The organism is Enterocloster bolteae, from assembly GCF_002234575.2.
Taxonomy (GTDB): Bacteria; Bacillota; Clostridia; order Lachnospirales; family Lachnospiraceae; genus Enterocloster; species Enterocloster bolteae.
Window position 1 is genome coordinate 5,743,473 of sequence record NZ_CP022464.2, and the last position, 23,401, is coordinate 5,766,873.

Sequence of the window (23,401 nt, forward strand, 5' to 3'; positions counted from 1 at the left end):
CTACATGGAAAGAAAGGGGCATCGTGTTCTTGTTATAGATGATCAAAAGTTTCCCTACGAACGCAGCGGACTATATCATCGATTGGAGGACATGAAAAACCAGAGTGGCATTGTTCTGATTTCCTCCGCCCATGTTTGGTTCGACGAATTTAACTATCACTATTTCTATGGAAAAGACCGCAATATGATATCGGTTATTGAGCTTATAGATTTTTTAAAGCCAGTCTATTCTGTATTCTATCCCCATGATATGGAAAGTTTTGTCCACTGCAGCGAAATCCCATGGCTGGATCTCTTTGACATGATAATGCTTCCTTATACCCACAACCTCTACTACCGCCTTTTAGGTTGCTGCCAGAGGGTGGAGGTTGTTGGCTGGATGAAGAAACAACGTGAGGTACACCCGGCCATTGACCAGGAAAATCCGGTTTATTCCCCAGTATTCTTCCCCAGCAACATTATTACTTTTTATGAAAAACTGGGGACCGAAGGTTATGCCGATTGGTTCCGCCGATATGCCGGTCCCAACATCCCCCTTAAAATGCCGGCTGGCGATGCAGGAATCGTCCCTATGCTGTCGAAAGAAGGGTATCAGATCCTCGACTCCTCTCAATCCGTATATGACGTAATGGCCGGACATAACTTGATTATAGGCAGCGGCCACAGCTCTATCATATTTGAAGCCGCTTTCAGCGGAATTCCGGTTATCTCTCTTTTGGACGGCGTTTTTCCGGATAAAGAGTATATTAAAAGCTTATCCGGCATCAAAGGCATTTATCCCTTACACCCTGAAGAACTGCTGGAATTCATAAAGGACATCAATACCCGCCACATTTTATTAGAACGTGGTCCAGATATACTGATGCCCTTTGATTTTGAACGTGTATATAAATATCTGACGGAATTCCCTGAAAACTAGTTACAATTTATTATGCATTTTTCACTTCCCACTTATGAGCCAGCCGCGATATGCCTGTATCCTTCACGTCTGAATACATTTCAAATGAAAATGCTTTTGTATAGCTGTCAATCGGGAAGCTATCTTTGCTCTTTATCGAAAAGTCCATAGTATACTTCCCGTTAAGCAGCTCCAGATTTTCAAGAATCAGATGTATCTCTCCATCCCTTTCCAGCTTTATATAATCCATTTTCTCCGTCCTTGTGTCAGTTGAATAGCATTTAACCCCATCCCCATTATAAACCTCAAGTCCGATGGATGCTTCCTCTACTTTCTCCACCACATTGTAGGAAATATTTAAAGTGACAGGCTCACCTGTTCTAAACACGTTAGACTCACCCTCTTTGCCCGAAATCACTTCAACAGTTTTAATCCGCACCCTTCCGTCACCAGGACGTTCACCTTCGCTTTTTACCTTCTCTGACGCTGCCTCCGGACGTTTCTGCCCCATATACTCCAGATAAGCCGGATGAACCTCTCTCGGGTTCCCTTCCTTCTGAATCTTTCCCTCATGAATCCAAATGCTTCTCTCGCAAATTTCTTCAATCTGTCCCAGCGAGTGAGATACAATAACAATAGTTGTTCCGTTTGCCTTAATCTCCCTTAGTTTATTAAAACATTTTGCCTGAAAATTCGCATCACCTACAGCCAGAATCTCATCTACCAGAAGGATGTCCGCATCTACGTTAATAGCAACGGCGAACGCCAGGCGCATATACATACCTGATGAGTATGTTCTTACGGGATTATCTATAAATGCTTCTAGTTCCGAAAACTCAATGATATTATCAACTCTTGCATCTATTTCCTTTCTTGTCAGACCAAAAATAGATGCATTGGTATATATATTTTGACGTCCGCTCATATCCGGATGAAATCCTGCCCCGAGCTCTATCAGGCTGGATACCCTCCCACGCATCTCTATCGTTCCCGAATCGGGATACATGATTCTGGTCAGAAGTTTCAGCGTTGTACTCTTACCGCAGCCATTATGGCCTATAAGACCTAATGCTTCACCCTTTTTTACCTCAAAGCTAATCCCCTGAAGAACCTGACGCTCTTCATATTTTCTTCTCTTACTGAATAAGACCAGTTCTTTCAAGGTCCGGCCTTTATCCAAATATACCCGAAAGCTTTTCTTTATATCATGAACTTCAATTGCATTTTCAGCCTTCATTGTGTTCCTCCAAAAATTTCTCTAAGTAACCAGAGAAAAGTGATGTGACTTTATCATATTCAAAACGCTTCAACTGTTCCTTCTGTCTGGAGATAATCTCTTTTCGCAGTGTCTCATCCTGAACCAGCCTGTTTATAATTTCTGCCACCAGTTTGGGATCCTTATCTTCTGTCAATATTCCCCCATTGCCCAAGGTATCTGCTATAGCTGAGCTATCGTAGGCCACAATAGGTACACCAAAGTACATTGCCTCTACCAAAGGAACGCAGAACCCTTCATGCTCACTCATACAGGCAAATACATCGGCAGTCCGATAATAAGCCAGAATTTCATCAAACTTTATGTGGCCGGTAAAATATACATCCTTAAGGTCCAACACCTCTGCATATCGCTTTAACTGTTCATAATATGCCTCCATCCCGGCATATTTTCCCACAAAAAACAGCCTCGCATCCTGATTCATATAATTTTTATAATAAAAAAAGGCCTTAATTACATCCTCCTGTTTTTTATTAGGTGAAATCCTGCCAGTAAACAGGATATTGGTTCTGCCATCTCCATACTTATCCAAAATATTCTGAGAAGGAGTTTTATCATAATCTCCATAGGGTATAAGAATTGGAAGCACATCTATCTTTTGCCTGTATCCCATTCTTCTCAAATCCTGCTTATTAAACTCAGAAACAGCAAGACAGTAGTCAACCTTATCTGCCAGATATTCTACATCTTTTAATCCCCTATGGCAGTTCATCTGCAATTCCACACTGAAATCCTCAAAAAAGCGAGGCGGCGTAACATTGTGATAATAAATAATTTTACGGCAGGAAAAATCACCAAATCTGTGGTTCCAACTAGTTCCGTTGGACAGATGATTTATAACAACATCATCCTTATGCAATTCAGGCAGATACTGAATCTTCTTAGCAGAGCCGGCAGGCAGCCTGGTATCAATGGCTTCTGCATAAACTTCTGTCTCATACCCCAGCTTCTGTATAGCTTCCTTTAGAGCTAACACAACATTACCTATAGCATCTCCATAAGTAAGGCTACTCAGCATTTGAAATATCCTCATTCTTTTTCCTCCGAAAGCTTCTTCTCCAACTGCTCAATCTTAAGCTCCTGCTCTCTGCAGACCTTTCTTAATTCTTCCAAATGTTTTTCCATCTGTTCATTTTGCTCAATCTGCTGTAGCACAAAGTTTCGCATCTGGCTCATGGCAGATGCCGCCTTCAAATTAAAACAGTTCTGGGCATCCCATAACGGTCTGAGATGAAATTGATATAAGCTCTTAATAAACTTCTTAATCCTGGGACTTCTGCCTGTTATAGGCTGATCATAATCCACATAGTAACTGCGGTCCATATAACGAACATCCCTCTCCATAAGCTCCCTAAAAAAATCGAAATCCTCTGCCTCTTTTTTTCTGGCACACACAGCATCAAATGCCACCGCCTCCTTGGGATAGCTCTTATTTTTCGCATTATTCCGCAGCTCCTGCATAATCTCATCTATATTAATAGGGTCACTCATCATTATTCTCCTTCGCTCTCATACCGACTATAGCTCCTCAGCAAAACGACGTTTCAGCTTGCCAAAGACAAGGAAACCAATTACCAGCAATACCACACCCATTAGAACTGCGTGAAGCAGTGTAGTAAGCCTTGGTATCTTTCCATAATATAGGATATCTCTATATGCAACGATAATCGGGGTCATGGGATTCAAAACATAAATCGCCATATAACGCTCAGGTACAATATCAATTGAATACATTACCGGCGTTAAAAACTGCAGCGCCATAGTGACAATTTTCAGCAAATACTCCATATCGCGGACATACACAGTAATTGCCGACACAAGGAGAGCTGAACCGAGGCATAGCAAATATTCCACAATCGCTATTATAGGAAGATATAAAAGCGCCACAAGGTTGAGCCCCCGTCCGGATAACAAAACTACCAGAAGAACCACAACAAAGCTTAACAGCATGTTGATAAATTGGCTTGTGACATAAGCTATTGGCAAGACTTCTCTTGGAAAGTAGATTTTCTTTACCATATCCTGTTGTGAACGAATACAGGAACACCCTTCTGATACAGACATACTGAAAAACAGCCAGGGTACTAATGCCACAAAAAGATGAAGATAATAATATTCAACATCACTTTTCATAATAACAGAAAAGACAAAAGTATATACCACCAGCTGAAGCAGCGGATTCAAAAATGTCCAAAAAAATCCCAACGCCGAACCTTTATAACGCCCCTTTAAGTCCCTGCGTACAAGACTGAATATCATCTCCCTATATGCATAAATCTCCTTAAACAACTGCATGTCTTTCCTCCAATGTAACTAATTCCTCATATATTCCCTTTAATATGTGTGCGGACCGTTCCCACGTATATATTTTCACACGCTCGCTTCCTTTTCTTGAAAGTTCACTGCGTAATGCCCTATCCACTGCCAGCCGCTCCATTCCCATACAGATTTCGTCAACAGATTCAGGGTTTATCAACAATGCCGCATCTCCAAGAACCTCCGGCAATGACGCTTTATCTGCGGACAGCACCGGGGTTCCACAGGCCATAGCTTCCAATGGAGGAATACCAAATCCTTCATATAAGGACGGAAATAAAAAAGCCATTGCGCCCGCTAAGAGGACAGGCGCTTCTCCCTCTTCCACATATCCGGTAAAAAGAATATCATCTCCTAAATCCAATGCCTTTGCTGTTTCATATATATCATCGCAGAGCCATCCCCGTCCTCCAGCCAGCACCAACTGAGGTGCATTCGACATTTTATCATGGAGCCTGCCGTAAGCCTCCAAAAGCCTCTTTATATTCTTTCTCGGCTCAATGGTACCTAAATACAGATAGTACCTCTCCTTGATGTGATATTTCCCTCTTACCGCATCAATCCGTTCCCGTGACTGATGATTGCTAAACTTTGACTGGTCTACTCCCAAATGCATTACCCGTATCTTCTCTTTCGGAACTCCCAGATAACGAACCAGTTCATCCTTACTGAATTGAGAGACAGTTATAATTATATCGGCACGATTACAAGATTTCTTCAGCACCAGATTAAGCCAATGCCTAGTTCTCGATTTTACGGTTTCCGGACATGCCTTATATGCCATATCATGGACAATCGTAACTGTTTTCCCCTTTACACCTGGAGGAACAAAAAAATTAAAAAACTGTGTAACATCACACTCCCTGCCAAAAAACAGAGAATACGGCACAGGAACAAATGGCCATATTAATTTATACAGCACAAAACGGAACCATTTACAAGGCTTCAGCATTATCCCCAAATCTTCATACTGCTTCATCTCAACCAATAGTTCCGGTGACTTCCCTAATGAAAAATAGTGCATCTGGTAATCATTATGCCCTTCCATACTAACCAGGTTTTGAATCAGATTGACTGCACACCATCCAATTCCTGTCTTATGGCGGTCCAATAATAGCTGGGCCTCAAATCCAATTTTCATCTATGCTTCCTCACAAGTCAAATTTTCATAAAGTGTAAAAAGTTGCTTCAACATATTACTCTGACTAAAATACTCCTTTATCCGTTCATAACCTGCTTTTCCATAAACTTCCCTGACTTCCGGATGCAATGCCAGCCAATTCATGGCATCTGCCAACTCGGACGAATTCTTAGCCTCTACCGTCAAACCGGTAATCCGATGCAGGCTGACATACGGGACGCCACTTTTCAAATTTGTATTAATGACCGGCTTTCCATATGCCATAGCCTCCATTTGTACAATACCAAAGGCTTCACTTTTTTCAACTGAAGGCAATACAAATACATCACATTTACGAAAACACTCATCCAGCACGCTGTCAGCTACTTCCCCCAGGAAAGACACACGGTCCGTAAGCCCCAGTTTCTCGGACAATTCTGTCAATTCCGTCTTAAGCGGTCCCTCACCCACTATGTCCAGATGACCATATTTCACTTTGCTCATAGCTCTGATGAGTACATCACACCCCTTATAATATACAAGTCTGCCTACAAAAAGAAAGCGGATATTACTGGATGAATTGACAGTTTTTACTTTCACATATTCATCAGCCCGCTTCTCCATCTTCTTTTCAACTCCAAACGGAATTACATGACATTTATCCTTGTACGGGCCCAAATAAGAGGAACCTTCAATATGCCCCTCCGATGCGACCACGATTGCATCAGCCCGTTTTAAACACTTCTCCATAATCGGCCTGTAAAGCAGCATCAACTTTTTCTGACGCACAACATCACTATGCCACCAGATAACCAGCTTACCATCATACCCCGATGTCACCGCCGCTAAATCCGCCATTGGAAAAGGCAGATGAATATGAACAATATCCTTCCCTTTTGACATAGTCTTGAACTTCTGAAAAAAGGAGGGTGCTATTGGTAAAGATAAGAGCATCCCTCTGCTTGCACACCGGGTAACGGGAACCCCATGTATAGTTTCCTTTACTTCATTTCCTTTTACCTGGCAGGTAAGAACCTCTATATTGGCTAAATCACTAAGTCCCTCCGAAATATCTTGTATCACTCTTTCAATTCCGCCTCTGGCTGGATAATACATACGGCTAACCTGCAGCACATTTAATTTTTTCATATCTACAGCTTTCTATCCTTTTCCTCCATGGTTTCGGTAAGATCCCCGCACTCTTTGGTAATGGCAGCTGCCTGTTCTTCCGAGAACCCTTCTGTGCTTTCCTTAATCAAAAGAATTTTTATCGTCTTAAAAATAATTTCGATATCAAGCCAGATTGAGTAATTCTGGATATACATTAAGTCCAACTTCAATTTGTCATATGCCGTAGTATTATACTTGCCATAAACTTGTGCATATCCCGTAAGGCCGCCCTTTACCTTTAAACGATATACAAACTCCGGTATATCCTTAGTATATAATTCTACGTGTTCAACCCGTTCCGGTCTTGGACCAACGACGCTCATCTCACCTTTTAAAATATTAATAAATTGGGGCAGCTCATCAATTCTCAATGCCCGAATCACCCTGCCTACAGGAGTAATTCTTGGATCCCTGTCTGCGGCCGGGACAGATGTTCCCGCCGCTTCGGCGTTGACAATCATACTGCGAAACTTATAAATATCGAATATCTTTCCATCCTTTGTATATCGTTTCTGCTTAAATATCACCGGCCCCCTGTCATAGAGCTTAATGCAGGCCGCTGTTACCAGATAAATCGGCGAAAGAACCACCAATGCACACACAGCTATGATAATATCAAATGTTCGCTTTATAAACTGCTGTTCAAAACTAAGTCCAGTATTTCGGGCAAGCATCAACGGAGTATCAAATAGGTGAAGATTCTCTGCGCTCCGTATAATAATATCAGATATCTTTGGCACCATATAAGTCCGGATAGATTCATTATAACAATACTTTAAAAGCTGATTACGCATCTGCGAAGGAATATCGCAGAGTATCACACCTTCATACTGCTTCACTTTTTCCTTTATTACATCCATACCTTTCGATATATGTACCAATTCCTTGATATCATACCTATCCGCTCTGCCGTAAAGCTTAACCATAAGCGAATAAACCGGATGTTCCCCATAGACCAGCACTACCTTACGCGGAGGATATATCCGAAGATATATCTGAGTGCAGAGCACACTCCAAACAGTAATCCACACTCCCTCTACTCCTGTCATGGCCAGCAGCGGTACAGGGTTTTGAAAATGTTTTGTCAACAAAGTAATCTGCAGATATATGATAATATTCGTGCAAAAGCTTGTCAGTACCTGTGAGTATATAATATTAAATATCCTTAGATATCCAATCCTCAGACCACCATAAATGGCGCTAAACACCAACAGGAGAATACCATATACTGCCATGATTAGCCAGTTACCTGTACGGTTGTATGGAAATTCCATAAATCCATTGTAATATTTCAACCATACATGTCCATACACCATCACTTCCAGGCCTATGAGAACCGCACTAAACAAAAACCTTACCATTCTCTTGTATGGTTCATAATCTTTTTTCATAAACAAAAAACTCCCATCGCTTGAAAGCGCTTAACATCTGCTGTATCTTAACTAAACATACCGTTAGAGTATAGCATTATCTTCCGGATAATGCAATAAGCCAACTGCCAAGTACCGCTGGATATTGCTTACATTCCTTACATTATTCAGTATTTCCTGATACATTGCGAACCGCCGCTACACCTAGCATCATGAGGGTCAACATTATAGGCGCAACAATAGGTACGCTTATGTTAACCGCCGCCTGGGCACCATAACAAATAACGGCAAATGCAATTGCAATTAATTCAGGTCTTTTTTTCAATGTTCGGAGCATCTCTATAATCGAGGTCGTAAGCAGAGCCAAATAAGCCGTAAGGCCAACAATTCCAATTGTAACTAAATACTGTAAGTACTCGTTATGTGCGCTGTCGAATTTTTCGCCATACCTTCTGACCATGTCTTCAAAGTAATTTTTTACTGTTATGATACCAAATGTATCCGGTCCATATCCAAACAATTTATGGTGAATAGGCTGCTTCTGATAAAATTCCATTCCAATTCTCCATATATAACCCCTATGTGTTCCCCAATCATCATTTAAGAGCAGATACTGATTTAATGGCCCATACTTTTCCACATTACCTGCTATATTCACATCATAAAGCACATAGATAACCCCCGCGCAGGCCAATAAGATAAGGCCCAGCCATATCCACCTTCCAATATTGCTGCCACTTTTCAGCGCATGATTTTCCGGCAGTTTATATGCCAATAAATATAAACATGCCGTACACACCCATAGCCCGATGATAAGATATGGTAATCCGCCAAATGACGCAATTACATTCATTAGTCCCTTAAACTCCACTACATGATTGGGATACGCATGACTTAGAGTACCTATCACTTGAAACTCTGTAAACAATATGGCTAATAATAATACATATCTCTTTACTCCGTCTATATTCCCGAAAAGGTAAAGCGGGAGAAGCCCAAAAAGAACAAGCAAAGCCAAATATGCATTATCACTGATACCCACAATCAATGCAAACAGTGATAAAATCGCTACAACTAGATACCACAGCCTTCTGTATTTGTTTTTCTCCACTGAAAACATTACTGTCCCCATTCCTGATACCATAGCTACATAGGAAGTATATGTGTTAATATTTCCAATTGTGGAGGTGAAAATAGTGTAATCATCTCCTACCAGTCCTCTCTTGAAACCTATGGGATCAATTTTAAAGAAGTGCAAAATTCCAATCATGCATGCAATGATACCCCCCGCCAAAAACGTATCCAGATACCACTGTCTATATCTCAAGCATCGGCTGATAACAAAAAAGCTGATTCCATAGAGCAGTATCAAAAACATTCCCATGTATCTTCCTTCATTTCCCCAAAAAGATTCAAAACGATACTCTGATTGTAAAGTAGATATGGTAACAGCAATCAAAAAAATTATCATGGCCCAGTCTGACATTTTTAAGGCATTTAACTTAGCATTTGAACGCATTTCTTTTACAGCGTTGCCACCAATCTCACGCTTATCCTTATACCAGAAAAAAAACACACCAACCAGCATGGCTACAATCATCAAAATAACGGAACCATAATAAAAAATATATTTAGCTACCAAAATATCATAATAGTAATCATGAAAGACCAATGGAAATACAAAGATAATAAGCACGGTAAAAATACCTGCTATAACAGAATTGTATTTTCTCCAGGCCGCTAATAAATTTATTATTTTCTCATCCGATATTTCTTTTGTTTTTATATTATCCATAGGTTACACAACACTTTCTTATCCTTTTTTCCAAATACTTTATCAGTATATCATTTTACCCACTATTCCGCAACTTTATGACCCAATAAAACCAAATGCTTTTATTAAATTTTAATATTTATTCCATATAGAATATAATACCTTTTACCGCATCAGTTTAAGCCACTAATCGTCTTATGATAATTTTCCATATACGAAGTATAATCAACTCGTAATGCAAAAAAGGAATTTCAAAAAGTATTTCAAAAAGAAAAAGGAGAGTGCATTAATTATGAGAAAGCAGACAAAGTTAGTTGCTGTATTATCAACAGCAGCACTGCTCGCTATTGGTGCATCCATGACTTCTTTCGCAGCTACAGGATGGGCTGAGGAAGACGGTACTTGGGTATATTACAACAGAGACGGCGAGAGAGCAACCGATCAGTGGAAGAAATCCGGTAATAACTGGTACTGGTTAAACAGCGACGGCGAAATGGCTATCGATGAGCTGATTCAGGATGGCGACAACTATTATTATGTAGACATCAACGGTGTTATGGCAGCTAATCAGTGGGTAGCTATCGACAACGAGGATGCAGGACAGGATGATGAGCCAGATCATTACTGGTACTATTTCCAGGCTAATGGTAAGGCTTTAAAGAATGGCGACAATGCAAGAGTAGCTCTGAAAACCGTAAATGGAAAGAAGTATGCTTTTGATGATGAAGGCAGAATGCTTTTCGGCTGGGTTGATGCTGATAATGCAGAGCGCATTGACAATACAGATGGTGATGGCTTCAAAGAAGGCGATTACTACTTCGGCGGCGAAGATGACGGTGCAATGACAGTTGGCTGGCTGCAAATGGATATCACATATGATGAAGCTACTTCTGACTACGAAGTTTCACCAGTATTCAATGATGATGAGGACCAGACACGTTGGTTCTACTTCAAATCCAATGGTAAGAAAGTAAAAGCTGAAAATGGTGATACGCAGAAGAGCAAGACCATCAATGGTAAGAAGTACGAGTTTGACCAGTACGGCGCCATGACAGCGGAGTGGTCCTTAGACGTAGATACTGCTTCTACAAGCGGCATCAGAGGCGATTACAGTACTGCTACCCATAGTGTATCTGCTAAGTATGCTCAGCAGTGGAGATACTTCCAGGATGTTGAAAACGGTGCCCGTGTGAGCAAGGGCTGGTTTAAGGTTGTATCTGCTGAATACCTTAACTATGATAAGTATAATGATGATGAAGATGCATGGTACTATGCAGATGGAAGCGGTAATCTGTATGCTGGTCAGTTCAAAACTATTAAGGGCAAAAAATACGCATTCAGAAATGATGGCCGCATGATTGATGGCTTAAAGTTCATTCAGCAGGACGCTCAGAATAATATCACTGACGTTAGAGCGGATGATGACGATAATCATCCATTCGATACAGATGATGATTTCAATAAGAACTCTATTTATTGGAGTGACCTTGGATACAGATGCTTCTACTTTGGTGGCGGTGATGATGGTGCTATGAGAACCAACAAGACCAACATTGATATTGATGGTGATAGATTCAACTTCTACTTTGAAAAGTCTGGTGCTCATAAGGGTGCAGGTCTTACTGGTGAAAAGGATGATAAGTTCTATCAGTCTGGTAAGTTAATTACTGCTGGTAAGGATGAGAAGTATCAGGTTGTTAAGAGAAGCAACAAGAGTGGTGTGTCCACAGCTGCCAGCAAGTATACTTACAGCAAGTTGGATGACGTCAGAAAATTCCTTGATGACATCTCTGGCAAGTATACCGATAATGTTATCAATGATACAACTGTTGACCAGTTGAGAGATCTTGGCGTAAACAAGAAAGCAGAAGACATCAAAGAGCTTTATATCATTGATACTACTCAGGTAAATGCTAATGACTACTTTGTTGTAAATACCTCTGGAAAAGTAATTGATACCAAGTCTAAGAACAAAGATGGAAATGATTACTACTATGTAATTAAGAAGGGCGGGCAGATTGCCGCTATTTATGCAGAGAACTAATTAACATTGATTGGTTCTAACTAAATAATAAGGGGGAAAGCGTTGTGACTGATTATGTAATTAAATTAGTCTCAACGCTTTTTTCCTGTATTAAAATATAACAGATATAACATTGAGTAAGGAGGAAGTCCATGATTAAGAAAAAGTGGATATCATTATGCTTAGCCATTACTTTAGCAACAACAACTCCCATAGTTTCCTTTGCTGATACATCAACAGATACAACAACTATGGAAAATTGCGGGGCATATTTATTCGAATGGCGTCCCGTAGATTGTGGAAATGGACACTATTTTGCAATATTAGTAGGTGGGGATTCCATTGCTGAAAGAAATGTGATTCTTAATAGGGGGTATGATTTTGCTTATACTTTTGAACCAATGAAGTATCCAAGACCATGGGGAGAAGTACCTACACTCAATAATGTAGATGGTGTATGGGCTATTCCAGAGAACTGGCCGATGCTCCCTGAGGATTCTCAATCCACACTCCAAATAGTACTCTTTACAAATAATAATAAACTTCCTGATAAAGAGCGTTATATTGATGTGGTAAAACTTCCAAATAATGTAACCGTCTCAAGTCTGCCTCCAGAAGTTAAGAAATATCTGATAAATGCAGATGGGACAGATGCAGGAGCATATGAAGGCACAGAGACATCTGGTTGGGTTCAGGCCGAGGATGGACGCTTCAAGTACAGAAAACCCGATGGGACATTTGTAAGCAACGGCTGGCTAAATGTCGAGGATAAGCTATACTATATGGACGAAAATGGCTATATGCTGGCAGATACCCTTGCACCAGACGGATCTTATGTGAATGCAAGTGGTATCAAACAAAAATATATGCCAGGATGGTTCCAAAATGAGCGTGGTTGGAAGTATGTCTTGAAAAATGGTTATTTCGCGGCCTCTACCTGGGTACAGGATACAGATGGTAAATATTATTATTTCGACCTGGGTGGTTACATGAAAACTGATTATGATACTCCTGATGGATACCACGTTGGACCAGATGGAGTATGGGACGGACAAGCCACAACACATGTAGAAGATATAAAAAAGCTTGGACCTGGTGCTCAGCCGCAAATAGAAAATGCCGAACAATCTTTGGCCTCAGAAAACACCACAACAAAGAGTCTGTGAAAGTTTTTCTGTAATTAAAGATTTATAAGGTCTTCTATGATAAAATAAAAATCATAGGAGGCCTTTTTATTATGGCAAGAGAAAAGAAATCTGTACACAAAGTGCAAATGACGGATGGAAAGCGAAACATCATCCGGCAGCTTCTTGAGGAGTATGAGATTGAATCTGCCCAGGACATTCAGGATGCCCTCAAAGATCTACTGGGCGGTACCATCAAAGAGATGATGGAATCCGAGATGGACGAGCATCTTGGCTATCGCAAGTCAGAACGTTCCGATTGCGATGACTATCGCAATGGCTATAAAACCAAACAGGTGAATAGCAGCTATGGAAGCATGAAAGTCGAAGTCCCACAGGACCGTAACTCCACCTTTGAACCACAGGTGGTAAAGAAACGCCAGAAAGATATCTCTGATATCGATCACAAGATCATATCCATGTACGCTAAAGGGATGACAACACGGCAGATCTCGGAAACACTGGAGGATATCTACGGCTTCGAGGCCTCCGAAGGCTTCATTTCGGATGTGACGGATAAGCTTCTGCCCCAGATTGAAGACTGGCAGAACCGCCCCCTTTCCGATGTCTATCCGGTGCTTTATATCGATGCAATCCACTATTCTGTACGGGATAACGGCGTGATCCGTAAGCTGGCGGCCTATGTTGTACTGGGGATTAATTCAGATGGTTTAAAAGAGGTTCTGACCATCGAGGTTGGCGAAAATGAGAGTGCCAAGTACTGGCTTTCCGTTCTGAACGGTTTAAAAAACCGTGGAGTAAAAGACATCCTGCTCCTCTGTGCCGATGGACTGACAGGGATAAAGGAAGCGATAGCCGCTGCCTTTCCAAAGACGGAATACCAGAGGTGCATTGTCCATCAGGTGCGGAATACGTTAAAATACGTATCAGACAAGGACCGTAAGCTCTTTGCGGCAGATCTCAAAACGATTTACCAGGCGCCAACAGAAGAGAAGGCATTAGAAGCCTTGGAGCGGGGCACAAAAAAATGGTCAGAAAAGTACCCGAATTCCATGAAAAGCTGGCACCAGAACTGGGACGCGATCATCCCCATCTTTAAGTTTTCAACGACTGTACGCAAGGTTATATATACCACGAACGCAATCGAAAGCCTGAACGCCACATACCGGAAGCTGAATCGTCAGAGGAGCGTGTTTCCAAGCGATACAGCCCTTTTAAAAGCGCTGTACTTGTCAACATTTGAAGCAACAAAGAAGTGGACGATGCCAATCCGCAACTGGGGCCAGGTATATGGGGAACTGAGCCTCATGTATGAGGGCCGACTGCCGATGTAAGAGAATCCAGGACCGTTCAAACCAGACGGGAATCCGCCTGGTCTTGACATATGCAGTATTGTGCGGTATATATAAACCAAGGGCTGAACGCTCATAGAGAAGCTTTCAGCCCTGCCATTATCATAGAAGAGCTGCTTTTACAGAGATTTCTTCACACACTCACAACAAACCAGAATTAACCTAATAAAATGCTCCCTTGCAATGAGATATTTTAAATCCCATTGTAAAGGAGCATTTTACGCAAAAACAAAACTTAATTAGTTGTTGTCTATTGCATTGCCTTCAGAAGAATTGTTCGTTTCTTCCACCGCCTCTGTTTGGGGCTCTTCCTGGGTATTTTCTTCGGCAACACCAGATTCCGTGTTAGAGGACACCACACCTCCTGGTCCTGGATTCTGACCATACTCACCCGTAGCCGCAGCACCATCCCATACTCCGTCCGGGCCAACATGATATCCGTCCGGTGTATCATAATCGGTTCTCATATAGCCACCTATATCAAAATAATAATACTTACCATCTGTATCCTGTACCCAGGTAGATGCTGCAAAATATCCATTCTTTAGGACGTATTTCCAGCCACGCTCATTCTGGAACCATCCCGGCATATATTTCTGTTTTGCCCCGCTTGCATTTACATAAGAACCATCCGGCGCAATTGTATCAGACAGCATATATCCTTCTTCATCCATATAATACAGGTTATCATCTACATTCAGCCATCCTCCGCTTACGAAGGTTCCGTCAGGTTTTCTATATCTATAACGTCCATCAGCTTCTATTACCCAACCTGAACTTTTGGTACCCTCATAGGCACCTGCGTCCGAGCCATCAACATTGATTAAATACTTCCTAACATCAGCCGGAAGTGTAGAGGTATCTACATTACTAGGTAGCCTTACAACGTCAATATATCTCTCTTTATTTGGCAATTTTCCATTATTTGTATAGAGTACTATCTGAAGTGTAGACTGTGTTCCCTCGGGCAGAAGAGGCTGGTTTTCTGGTATGGCCCATACTCCGTCTACATTGACCAGAGTAGGTACTTCTCCCCACTGTCTCGGATACATACTGGGATTAAAGGTATAAGCATAGTCATATCCGCGATTCAAAATCACATCTCTTTCTGTAATACTATTGCCGCCTACAAGTATTGCAAAATAGTGGCCATTACCACAATCTACAGGTCGCCACTCAAACAGATATGCCCCGCAGCTTTCCATTGTTGTAACGGATGCGTCTGTAGTAGTATCTGCCAGTGAGACAATCGGATTAACTGAAAGCAGCGTAGCAGAAAGACAGAAAATCATCCATGTTTTTCTAATCATCAAAGATTCCTCCTGATTCTTAATTCAATAAAGAAGTTAATTTAAGGTCGTAGATACAAAAAGAAAAGCGCTGTGACTAATCTAATTGCTTAATCAGTCACAACGCTTTCCCCCTTAATTATCATTACACATTAACTGTGTAATTTATTTCTCTGTGTAGATAGCTAAAATCTCGCCCTTAGAGCCAGTAGCATAGTAATAGTCATTGCCATCCTTATTTCTGGACTTGCTGTCAATAACCTTACCGGAAGTATTTACGATGAAATACTTGCCCTTAACTGCCTGGTTATTGTCGTCCTTCTCTGGAATTACATACAATTCATCAATGTTATCTGCACTCTTAGTAATGTTCAGCTTGCTCAGGCTAACCTTAGATGGATCTGTAGTGTAAGCAGAAGTTGTATCCATGCCAAGCTCTTCTAAGAAGGTCTTAACATCATCCAGCTTCTTGTAGCCCTTAAGTCCTTCGCCGGCATCATTCTTATCAATGGTTGGGTCTAAGGTCTTAACTACCTGATACTTCTCATCCTTACCAGCCTTCAGAAGCATACCAGACTGATAGTACTTGTCATCCTTCTCACCAGTCTTACCAGCGCCCTTCTTGGAGCCGGACTTCTCGAAGTAGAAGTTGAACTTATCGCCATCAATATCGATGTTGATCTTGTTGGTCTTCATAGAACCATCATCGCCATCACCGAAGTAGTAGCATTTATAGTTAGCGTTCTCATAATAAGGAGCGTTCTCAATGAAGTCATCCTCAGTATCAAATGGATAATCATCATCATCATCAGCCTTAACATCTAAGCTGCCGTTGCTGTCCAGAATGAACTTAAGTCCATCAACCATACGGCCATCGTTCCTGAATGCATACTTCTTACCCTTGATGGTCTTGAATTCACCTGCGTACAGGTTACCGCTTCCATCTGCATAGTACCATGCATCCTCATCATCGTTGTTCTTATCATAGTTCAGATATTCAGCTGCAACTACCTTGAACCAGCCCTTGCTTACACGAGCACCGTTCTCAACATCCTGGAAGTATCTCCACTGCTGAGCGTACTTAGCAGGTACACTGTTGGTTGTTACATTACTATTCTGATTTCTTACACCAGCCTTAGATGCAGACTCTACATCCAGAGACCACTCTGCTGTCATGGCGCCGTACTGGTCAAACTCGTACTTCTTACCATTGATGGTCTTGCCCTTCTGAACATCGCCATCTTCAGCTTTAATCTTCTTACCATTGGACTTGAAGTAGAACCAACGGCTCTGATCCTCATCCTCGTTAAACACTGGAGCAATCTCATTATCATTGGTTGCTTCATCATATGTGATATCCATCTGCAGCCAGCCGACAGTCATTGCACCATCATCTTCGCCGCCGAAGTAGTAATCGCCTTCTTTGAAGCCATCACCATCTGTATCATCAAGGCGCTCTGCATTATCAGCAGCAACCCAACCATACAACATTTTACCTTCATCGTCAAAAGCATATTTCTTGCCATTAACAGTCTTCAGAGCAACCTTATCATTGTCACCATTCTTTAAAGCTTTACCATTAGCCTGGAAATAATACCAGTAATGATCTGGCTCATTGTCTTCACCAGCATCCTCGTTGTCGATAGCTACCCACTGGTTAGCTGCCATAACACCGTTGATGTCTACATAATAATAGTTGTCGCCGTCTTCAATCAGCTGATCGATAGCCATTTCGCCGTTGCTATCTAACCAATACCAGTTGTTACCGGATTTTTTCCACTGATCGGTTGCTCTCTCGCCGTCTCTGTTGTAATATACCCAAGTACCGTCTTCCTCAGCCCATCCTGTAGCTGCGAAAGAAGTCATGGATGCACCAATAGCGAGCAGTGCTGCTGTTGATAATACAGCAACTAACTTTGTCTGCTTTCTCATAATTAATGCACTCTCCTTTTTCTTTTTGAAATACTTTTTGAAATTCCTTTTTTGCATTACGAGTTGATTATACTTCGGATAAGGAAAATTATCAATAGTTTTTTTGCATTTTTTGCAAATTCTACTAAAATTATGTAATATCGACAATTCCGTTAAAAGCTAACCAGCTCCATCACACGCACTTAGTATATTATAAATTCCGGAAAAATACCATAACTTTTACCTGTGCATTTTCTTACATAATTATTACAAAGATGTTATGTCTCCTGAATATTGTATTTATATCTATGCATGATGCGGATTTTTACGATACATGCAAAATCTACCTTCTGTAATTTGCTCATCTCTGCGGCTTAAATCAAGAACGGGCACCACCTCCATGAACTAGTCTGGATGTGATGCCCGCTTATATAACTCTAAATTATTTATTCAATCAATCCATATCTGCAATTGATTTTAATTTACATTCCTAATATAACGCCATAAGCTTCGGCCATTCCCTTACTCTGAATCAATTCATAGTATTCCTTCACCATGGGAATCATCTCACAGAGATCAGCGTGCCAATAATCCTCCCTCTTCATGATTTCTTCCACAGAAGCAGTTTTCATAAACTGCATTATTTCATCCCCATCATTTGCTTTATCCGTACGGTAGAAGGAGATTAGTGCTGCCATAGAAAATGTAAGGGCCTTTGGATAATTCCCGAACTTTTCTTTGTACTCTAAAATAGTAGGAAGAACTCTTACCTGGAACTTGCTTACGGAATTTAATGCAATGCTTAACAGCTGGTGCTTGATAAATGGATTAGAGAATCGTTCCAGAACAGCCGCTCCAAATTTACGGTTATCTTCTGTATCTCCAATTGTAGGAATGATTTCTTCAAATATACACTTTTTAAGGAATGCGGAAACCTTCTCATCCTTCATACATTCGCCAACTGTTTCAAGTCCATACAGATACGCACCCAATACCATGGAAGTGTGTCCTCCATTGAGAATACGTACCTTTCTCTTTTTATATGGATGAACGTCATCGGTCCAGACAATATTGTAGCCGGCTTTCTGGAATGGAAGTTCATCTTCATGGTGACCGCCGATAACCCACAGGTGAAAAATTTCTGCTGTGTCTATAAGCTTATCCTCATAGCCAATCTGCTTAGTCAGTTCCTCGACCTCATCCCTTGGGTAACCAGTTACAATGCGGTCTACCAGTGTGCTGCAGAAATCATTTTCATCTTCCAGCCAGGTTGTAAATCCATCCTCCAGCTCCCATAATTTTGCATACTGAAGAACACACTTTTTAAGATTGTCCCCGTTATCATCAATCAATTCGCAGGGCAGCAGAATAAGTCCCCTTAAACCAGCTTTATAGCGTTTATATAAGAACTGAGTAAGTTTAGCCGGATATGACTTGGGCGGCATATCAGTCAGATTTTCTGTTCCCAGATATTCAATTCCTGCCTCGGTAGTATTAGATACAAGAACTCTTAAGTCTGGATTCTCCGCCAATGCTATATATTCTTCATACTGAGTGTATGGATTCAAAGCTCTGGATATGGAAGTTACATGTGTATGCTCATTTACCACCTGTCCATTATCAATTCCCCGGAGAAACAGATTATATTCACAGTTCTGGTCAGAGAGCATTTGACACATGCCTTTTTCAATCGGCTGAACCACTACAATCTTACCATCATATAAACCTTTTTCCTGGAGTTTGTGAAAGAAATAGTCTACAAATCCACGCAAAAATCCTCCTTCTCCAAACTGAATCACAGTTTCTTTTACACCTGTACTCATTTTTTACCTCCATAGCTATATTTTTTGTAAGTGCTTACATTTTTAGTTGCAACAATTATCTTTTATTTCTGAGACTAATATACAACATAAATTCATAATTTGCAATAGTGTAATGACTTTTTTGTAAGTATTTACATTTAAGGTAATCTATTTTTTATTACTGCATATACTTTGGCCTCTTCTGCAATCTTATCGCATTTTTCATTTTCAAATTCTGTGTTCTGTTTTATATTGCAATTTTCCCTTATATAAAACTAGTTCTTGTAATTTATTTTGTAAATATCTTCCTAATAACATTGACTTTCTTACAAAAACATACTATTATATTAAATATAAAGTATATTTTTTCTTACAAAATTATGAACCAAAAGGAGAAATACGTATGAGAAAGCACACAAAAGCACTTGCAACAATTATGGCAGCAGCTACATTAGCAATGGCATCCGCAGTTACCAGTTTAGCCAATACCGGTTGGCTTAATGTACAGAGCAAATGGTATTATTATGATGAAGCCGGCAATTCTGTTCGCAATCAGTGGGTAGAGAATGACAAGGATCTGTTCTGGCTCAAAGATAACGGTGAGATGGCCATTCAGTCATGGGTAAACTATGATAACAGCTGGTACTGGGTTAACGCTCAGGGTGCAATGGTAACTGACAGCTGGATTCCGATTACAAACAACTGGTATTATGTTGGCCAGGACGGCAAGATGTTAGCTGATACCTGGTTTGAGTATAATCATCGCACATACTACCTTACCGAGAGCGGCGCAGCAGCAAAAGGCTGGGTAGAGCTGGATGGCAAGTGGTATTATTTCGACAGAAATAATGGAGATATGAAGAGAGGCACTACCATTGACGGCTATACTGTCAATGAAGACGGTGTTTATGTTAAATAGTTTCACGAATTGGATGTATTCCTGATATAACCAGGATATGTTTTAGTTTATGGGCTCTTTGTCAATAGTTGGGGTGGGATTTGTTAAAATCCCGCCCCAATTCTATGAAAAGGGCCCTTTTTATGTTTAGTTCCAGGTTTTACTGATTTTGGGCATGCCAAATAAGCCTCCGCATTACCGACCTTTTTATCCTATGATGTACAGTGAAGTATCCGGGTTCGGAACCGTTTGAAATTCCGGATTCCGTAGCTGCTCCGTTTTAATACCTTTATCTTGTTGTTAAATCCTTCTGTGGGACCATTTGTCAATCCGTATTTAAAGGCATTCAGGATTTCTTTTCGCCAGGCCCTGTAGGTCTTAGCACAGTCCTCAAATTCCTTGATCCCACAGCTCTGTGCATTCGCAATCCAGTCATCAAATTCCCTCTGCTGCTGACGATACGCTTCCATCTGGCAGATATCATAAAACCACTCTTTCATGCGGTGTGCCAGACGCAGATCCTCGCTATAGTGAAGCATTAAATCACAGGCCTGTTTGTTCTCATCCTTCAGCTTTTTATAGCGGGTCAGAATGAGTTTCCGGCTGCGTTTATAATACTTACGCAGAGAAACCGGCATGGACCGCTGCAGCCGTTTGCGTACATTTTCAATCGCCCATGTCACCTGCCGGATGAAATGATATTTATCCACGATGATTGTAGCGTTTGGAAAGAAGGTCTGTGCAAGTTCGGTGTAGGGGCGCCACATATCGCAGACGAAGAACTTTACCTTCAGGCGTTCTTTCCTGGGAATGTTCCGCCAATAATCAGCCAGATGGCTCTGTGTCCGATCCGGGAGAATGTCGAGGATCCGGCGCTTTTTCGGATCAACCAGAATGCACTGATATTTACCGGTAGAAGCATTGCCTTTGAATTCGTCAATGGAAAGCGCTTGTGGAAGCTGGTCAGGCGGAGGATAGCAAATCGTGTCCAGAAGGCGGCAGACCGTCTGGACGGAAACACCGGTAAGCTCTGCGATCTGTTTTAAGGAAAAGGTCTGCCGGAGCAGGGAGACAATGTAAAATGCCAGTCTGCGGGTCCTGCGGTGGTAGCTGGGGAGGAACGAATAGGATTCCGTGAACCGTTTGCGGCAGTATGGGCAGAGGTAGCGGCGTTTGCGAAGGAGCAGGATTACTTGTTTTCCCAGTAAGGGAATGTCCTGGACTTCTTGTAAACGGTAATCATGAATCCGTTTAGTTTTAGCCCCACAGCAGGGACAAGTCTGTTCTACCGGTTGGGACTGGATGAAAATTTTAATGAAAGAGTCTGCCTGAACCACTTTTTTAATAAAAACACCTTCCAAGTTAAGGAAGGCCTTGGTATAATTAGGGTACATCTATAAGGGGTCACCTCCGTAACATTAAACTTTGGTCGGGATAATGTGTTTAGGAGGCTTCTTATAGATGTATTTTATTACAACGAAAAGAATGTTGGAAGTGTGCTTTTCAGCACACCCCAACATTCAGTATAGAACCAGTTTATGTACCAATAGGATTTAGGGGAAAAGGACGAAGAGCTATGTGTTGATTAGGCGGCACATAGCTCTTTTAATATATATTTCAGAAACTTCCCCGCAAAAAAACCGCCCCGCCTCAACATGTCTCACACGTCTTAGCGCAACGGTCTTTCCATCCAAGTCATCCTCAGCTTTATCAACTGAATTCCGATGAATTCCGATTAAACGATTCTATCAGCCCTGGTCTAAAATTACTTCAATGTAACCTTAGCGCCCTCAGCCTCTAATTTAGCCTTAACATCCTCAGCCTCTTCCTTGGAAGCGCCCTGCTTAACTACCTTAGGAGCTCCGTCAACTACGTCCTTAGCTTCCTTCAGGCCTAAGCCGGTAACTTCACGTACAACCTTGATAACCTTAACCTTGTTAGGACCAACCTCGGTCAGCTCTACGTCAAATTCGGTCTTCTCTTCAGCTGCTGCTGCGCCAGCGCCTGCTGCTGCAACTACAACACCTGCTGCTGCGGATACGCCAAACTCTTCCTCACATGCTTTTACTAATTCGTTCAGTTCTAATACGGATAATTCCTTGATAGCTTCGATAAACTCAGCGGTTGTTAACTTTGCCATTTTATGTTCCTCCTGTTTAATATTTAATAATTGTGTTTTTCAATATTGTCCGGCCCCTGTATGCTGCCGGGCAGATAAGCCTTTTTCTGTCAACAAAATTATGCCTCTGCGGCTCCACCCTGCTGCTCTGCGATCTGATTGAGTACGCGTGCCAGGTTGGTGATTGGTGACTGGATGCTTCCAAGCAGCTTGCCAAGAAGTTCCTCTCTGGAAGGAATGGTTGCGATAACCTGGGTTCCTGCCTGGTCATAGTAGGTTCCTTCAACTACAGATGCCTTCAGTTCCAGCTTTGGAGCTGTCTTAGCGAAATTAGCTAAGATACGTGCCGGAGCAGTAGCGTCTTCTTTGGAAACTGCTAATGCGGTAGGTCCTTCCAGCTGTGGTGCAAGTGCTGCAAAATCTGTTCCTTCTGCTGCACGCTTAATCAAAGTATTCTTGTATACCTTGTAAGCAACCCCAGCTTCCCTTAACTGCTTACGCAGCTGAGTGTCCTGCTCTACTGTCAGACCGCGGTAGTCAACAATGACTGCACCGGCAGCGCCTTCCAGCATAGCCTTGATCTCATCTACGACTGGCTGTTTTAATTCAACTTTTGCCATGAATGGTTTACCTCCTTATATATTTTCGCATTGAAAACCGTCATAGCACGGGAACGATTCATAATCCGGGACTGCACACTACTGTACCGGGCAGGCGACGCATGTTGGGCGCACCGGACATACCGGACGTGCCGGGTATGCGGATATGCCAACAGCGGCAGATATACCGGGTACAACAGCTGCAAAGACCGGACAAAAAACCTCTCCGCCGTAAAGACAGAGAGGTTCGCAAAATCTCATCATAAATAATCAGAGTTTTGTATGTTCCTCGGCAGGCGTTTTCGCCTTACACCTTACGGTACCTGCTGTCTCAGGGCA

General features: G+C 41.7%; 19 protein-coding genes and 1 other annotated feature (1 of these 20 running past the window's edge). Of the genes, 5 read left to right on the forward strand and 14 right to left on the reverse strand.

The features are described from left to right. The first annotated feature begins 4 nt into the window (after positions 1-4). Entirely contained in the window at positions 5-919 is a 915-nt protein-coding gene (locus CGC65_RS26645) for a hypothetical protein (RefSeq protein ID WP_235622188.1), read from the forward strand. Between the two features lie 10 nt (positions 920-929). Here CGC65_RS26645 and CGC65_RS26650 read toward each other — a convergent pair whose 3' ends face one another. From CGC65_RS26650 to CGC65_RS26685, 8 genes are all read right to left on the reverse strand, one after another. After that, complete coding sequence (locus CGC65_RS26650) at positions 930-2,135, reverse strand: ABC transporter ATP-binding protein (RefSeq protein WP_002566618.1); 1,206 nt, start codon at positions 2,133-2,135, stop codon at positions 930-932. Beyond that, positions 2,125-3,207 (reverse strand): glycosyltransferase family 4 protein, encoded by a 1,083-nt coding sequence (locus CGC65_RS26655; RefSeq protein ID WP_002566619.1) that lies wholly within the window; start codon positions 3,205-3,207, stop codon positions 2,125-2,127. The genes CGC65_RS26650 and CGC65_RS26655 overlap by 11 nt, the downstream gene beginning before the upstream one ends. Further along, on the reverse strand, positions 3,204-3,665 hold the full coding sequence (locus CGC65_RS26660) for a hypothetical protein (protein WP_002566620.1): 462 nt from the start codon (positions 3,663-3,665) through the stop codon (positions 3,204-3,206). The genes CGC65_RS26655 and CGC65_RS26660 overlap by 4 nt, the downstream gene beginning before the upstream one ends. A 27-nt stretch (positions 3,666-3,692) precedes the next feature. Beyond that, complete coding sequence (locus CGC65_RS26665; RefSeq protein WP_002566621.1) at positions 3,693-4,469, reverse strand: ABC transporter permease; 777 nt, start codon at positions 4,467-4,469, stop codon at positions 3,693-3,695. Then, positions 4,456-5,631 carry a glycosyltransferase family 4 protein gene (locus CGC65_RS26670; RefSeq protein ID WP_002566622.1) on the reverse strand — a complete coding sequence of 392 codons (1,176 nt, stop codon included), beginning with the start codon at positions 5,629-5,631 and terminating at the stop codon, positions 4,456-4,458. Before CGC65_RS26670 ends, CGC65_RS26665 begins: the two co-directional genes overlap by 14 nt. Continuing rightward, a complete protein-coding gene (locus CGC65_RS26675) occupies positions 5,632-6,759 on the reverse strand; it encodes a glycosyltransferase (protein WP_002566623.1) in 1,128 nt (375 codons plus the stop codon). A 2-nt stretch (positions 6,760-6,761) separates the two neighbouring features. Continuing rightward, positions 6,762-8,171, reverse strand: a complete 1,410-nt coding sequence (locus tag CGC65_RS26680; RefSeq protein WP_002566624.1) for a sugar transferase — start codon at positions 8,169-8,171, stop codon at positions 6,762-6,764. 142 nt (positions 8,172-8,313) lie between these two features. Continuing rightward, entirely contained in the window at positions 8,314-9,945 is a 1,632-nt protein-coding gene (locus CGC65_RS26685; RefSeq protein WP_002566625.1) for an O-antigen ligase family protein, read from the reverse strand. A 271-nt stretch (positions 9,946-10,216) separates the two neighbouring features. Between CGC65_RS26685 and CGC65_RS26690 the strand changes: the two genes are divergently transcribed. The 3 genes from CGC65_RS26690 to CGC65_RS26700 all read left to right on the forward strand — a co-directional run bounded on the left by CGC65_RS26690 (position 10,217) and on the right by CGC65_RS26700 (position 14,426). Then, positions 10,217-11,968 (forward strand): PspC-like choline-binding domain-containing protein, encoded by a 1,752-nt coding sequence (locus CGC65_RS26690; RefSeq protein ID WP_002566626.1) that lies wholly within the window; start codon positions 10,217-10,219, stop codon positions 11,966-11,968. Positions 11,969-12,099: 131 nt separating this feature from the next. Then, entirely contained in the window at positions 12,100-13,113 is a 1,014-nt protein-coding gene (locus CGC65_RS26695) for a hypothetical protein (RefSeq protein ID WP_002566627.1), read from the forward strand. A gap of 71 nt (positions 13,114-13,184) precedes the next feature. Continuing rightward, positions 13,185-14,426, forward strand: coding sequence for an IS256 family transposase (locus CGC65_RS26700; RefSeq protein ID WP_096039148.1), 1,242 nt, complete (start codon positions 13,185-13,187; stop codon positions 14,424-14,426). A 257-nt stretch (positions 14,427-14,683) separates the two neighbouring features. Here the strand turns inward: CGC65_RS26700 and CGC65_RS26705 are convergent, their stop codons facing one another. The 3 genes from CGC65_RS26705 to CGC65_RS26715 all read right to left on the reverse strand — a co-directional run bounded on the left by CGC65_RS26705 (position 14,684) and on the right by CGC65_RS26715 (position 19,467). Next, on the reverse strand, positions 14,684-15,754 hold the full coding sequence (locus tag CGC65_RS26705) for a hypothetical protein (protein ID WP_002566630.1): 1,071 nt from the start codon (positions 15,752-15,754) through the stop codon (positions 14,684-14,686). Positions 15,755-15,898: 144 nt separating this feature from the next. Beyond that, positions 15,899-17,665 (reverse strand): PspC-like choline-binding domain-containing protein, encoded by a 1,767-nt coding sequence (locus tag CGC65_RS26710; protein WP_002566631.1) that lies wholly within the window; start codon positions 17,663-17,665, stop codon positions 15,899-15,901. Positions 17,666-18,126: 461 nt separating this feature from the next. After that, positions 18,127-19,467 carry a tagaturonate reductase gene (locus CGC65_RS26715; protein ID WP_002566642.1) on the reverse strand — a complete coding sequence of 447 codons (1,341 nt, stop codon included), beginning with the start codon at positions 19,465-19,467 and terminating at the stop codon, positions 18,127-18,129. 382 nt (positions 19,468-19,849) lie between these two features. On the opposite strand from CGC65_RS26715, the gene CGC65_RS26720 reads away from it, so the two are divergent. Continuing rightward, entirely contained in the window at positions 19,850-20,365 is a 516-nt protein-coding gene (locus tag CGC65_RS26720) for a hypothetical protein (protein WP_002566641.1), read from the forward strand. A gap of 191 nt (positions 20,366-20,556) precedes the next feature. Here the strand turns inward: CGC65_RS26720 and CGC65_RS26730 are convergent, their stop codons facing one another. The 3 genes from CGC65_RS26730 to rplJ all read right to left on the reverse strand — a co-directional run bounded on the left by CGC65_RS26730 (position 20,557) and on the right by rplJ (position 23,083). Then, on the reverse strand, positions 20,557-21,738 hold the full coding sequence (locus tag CGC65_RS26730; RefSeq protein ID WP_002578414.1) for an ISL3 family transposase: 1,182 nt from the start codon (positions 21,736-21,738) through the stop codon (positions 20,557-20,559). A gap of 371 nt (positions 21,739-22,109) precedes the next feature. Then, positions 22,110-22,484, reverse strand: coding sequence for a 50S ribosomal protein L7/L12 (gene rplL / locus CGC65_RS26735; RefSeq protein ID WP_002566640.1), 375 nt, complete (start codon positions 22,482-22,484; stop codon positions 22,110-22,112). A gap of 98 nt (positions 22,485-22,582) precedes the next feature. Next, positions 22,583-23,083: a 50S ribosomal protein L10 gene (gene rplJ, locus CGC65_RS26740; RefSeq protein ID WP_002566639.1), complete on the reverse strand. Its 501-nt coding sequence runs from the start codon at positions 23,081-23,083 to the stop codon at positions 22,583-22,585. Between the two features lie 185 nt (positions 23,084-23,268). Next, positions 23,269-23,401 (reverse strand) — a sequence feature (ribosomal protein L10 leader region) (it continues 15 nt past the right edge of the window).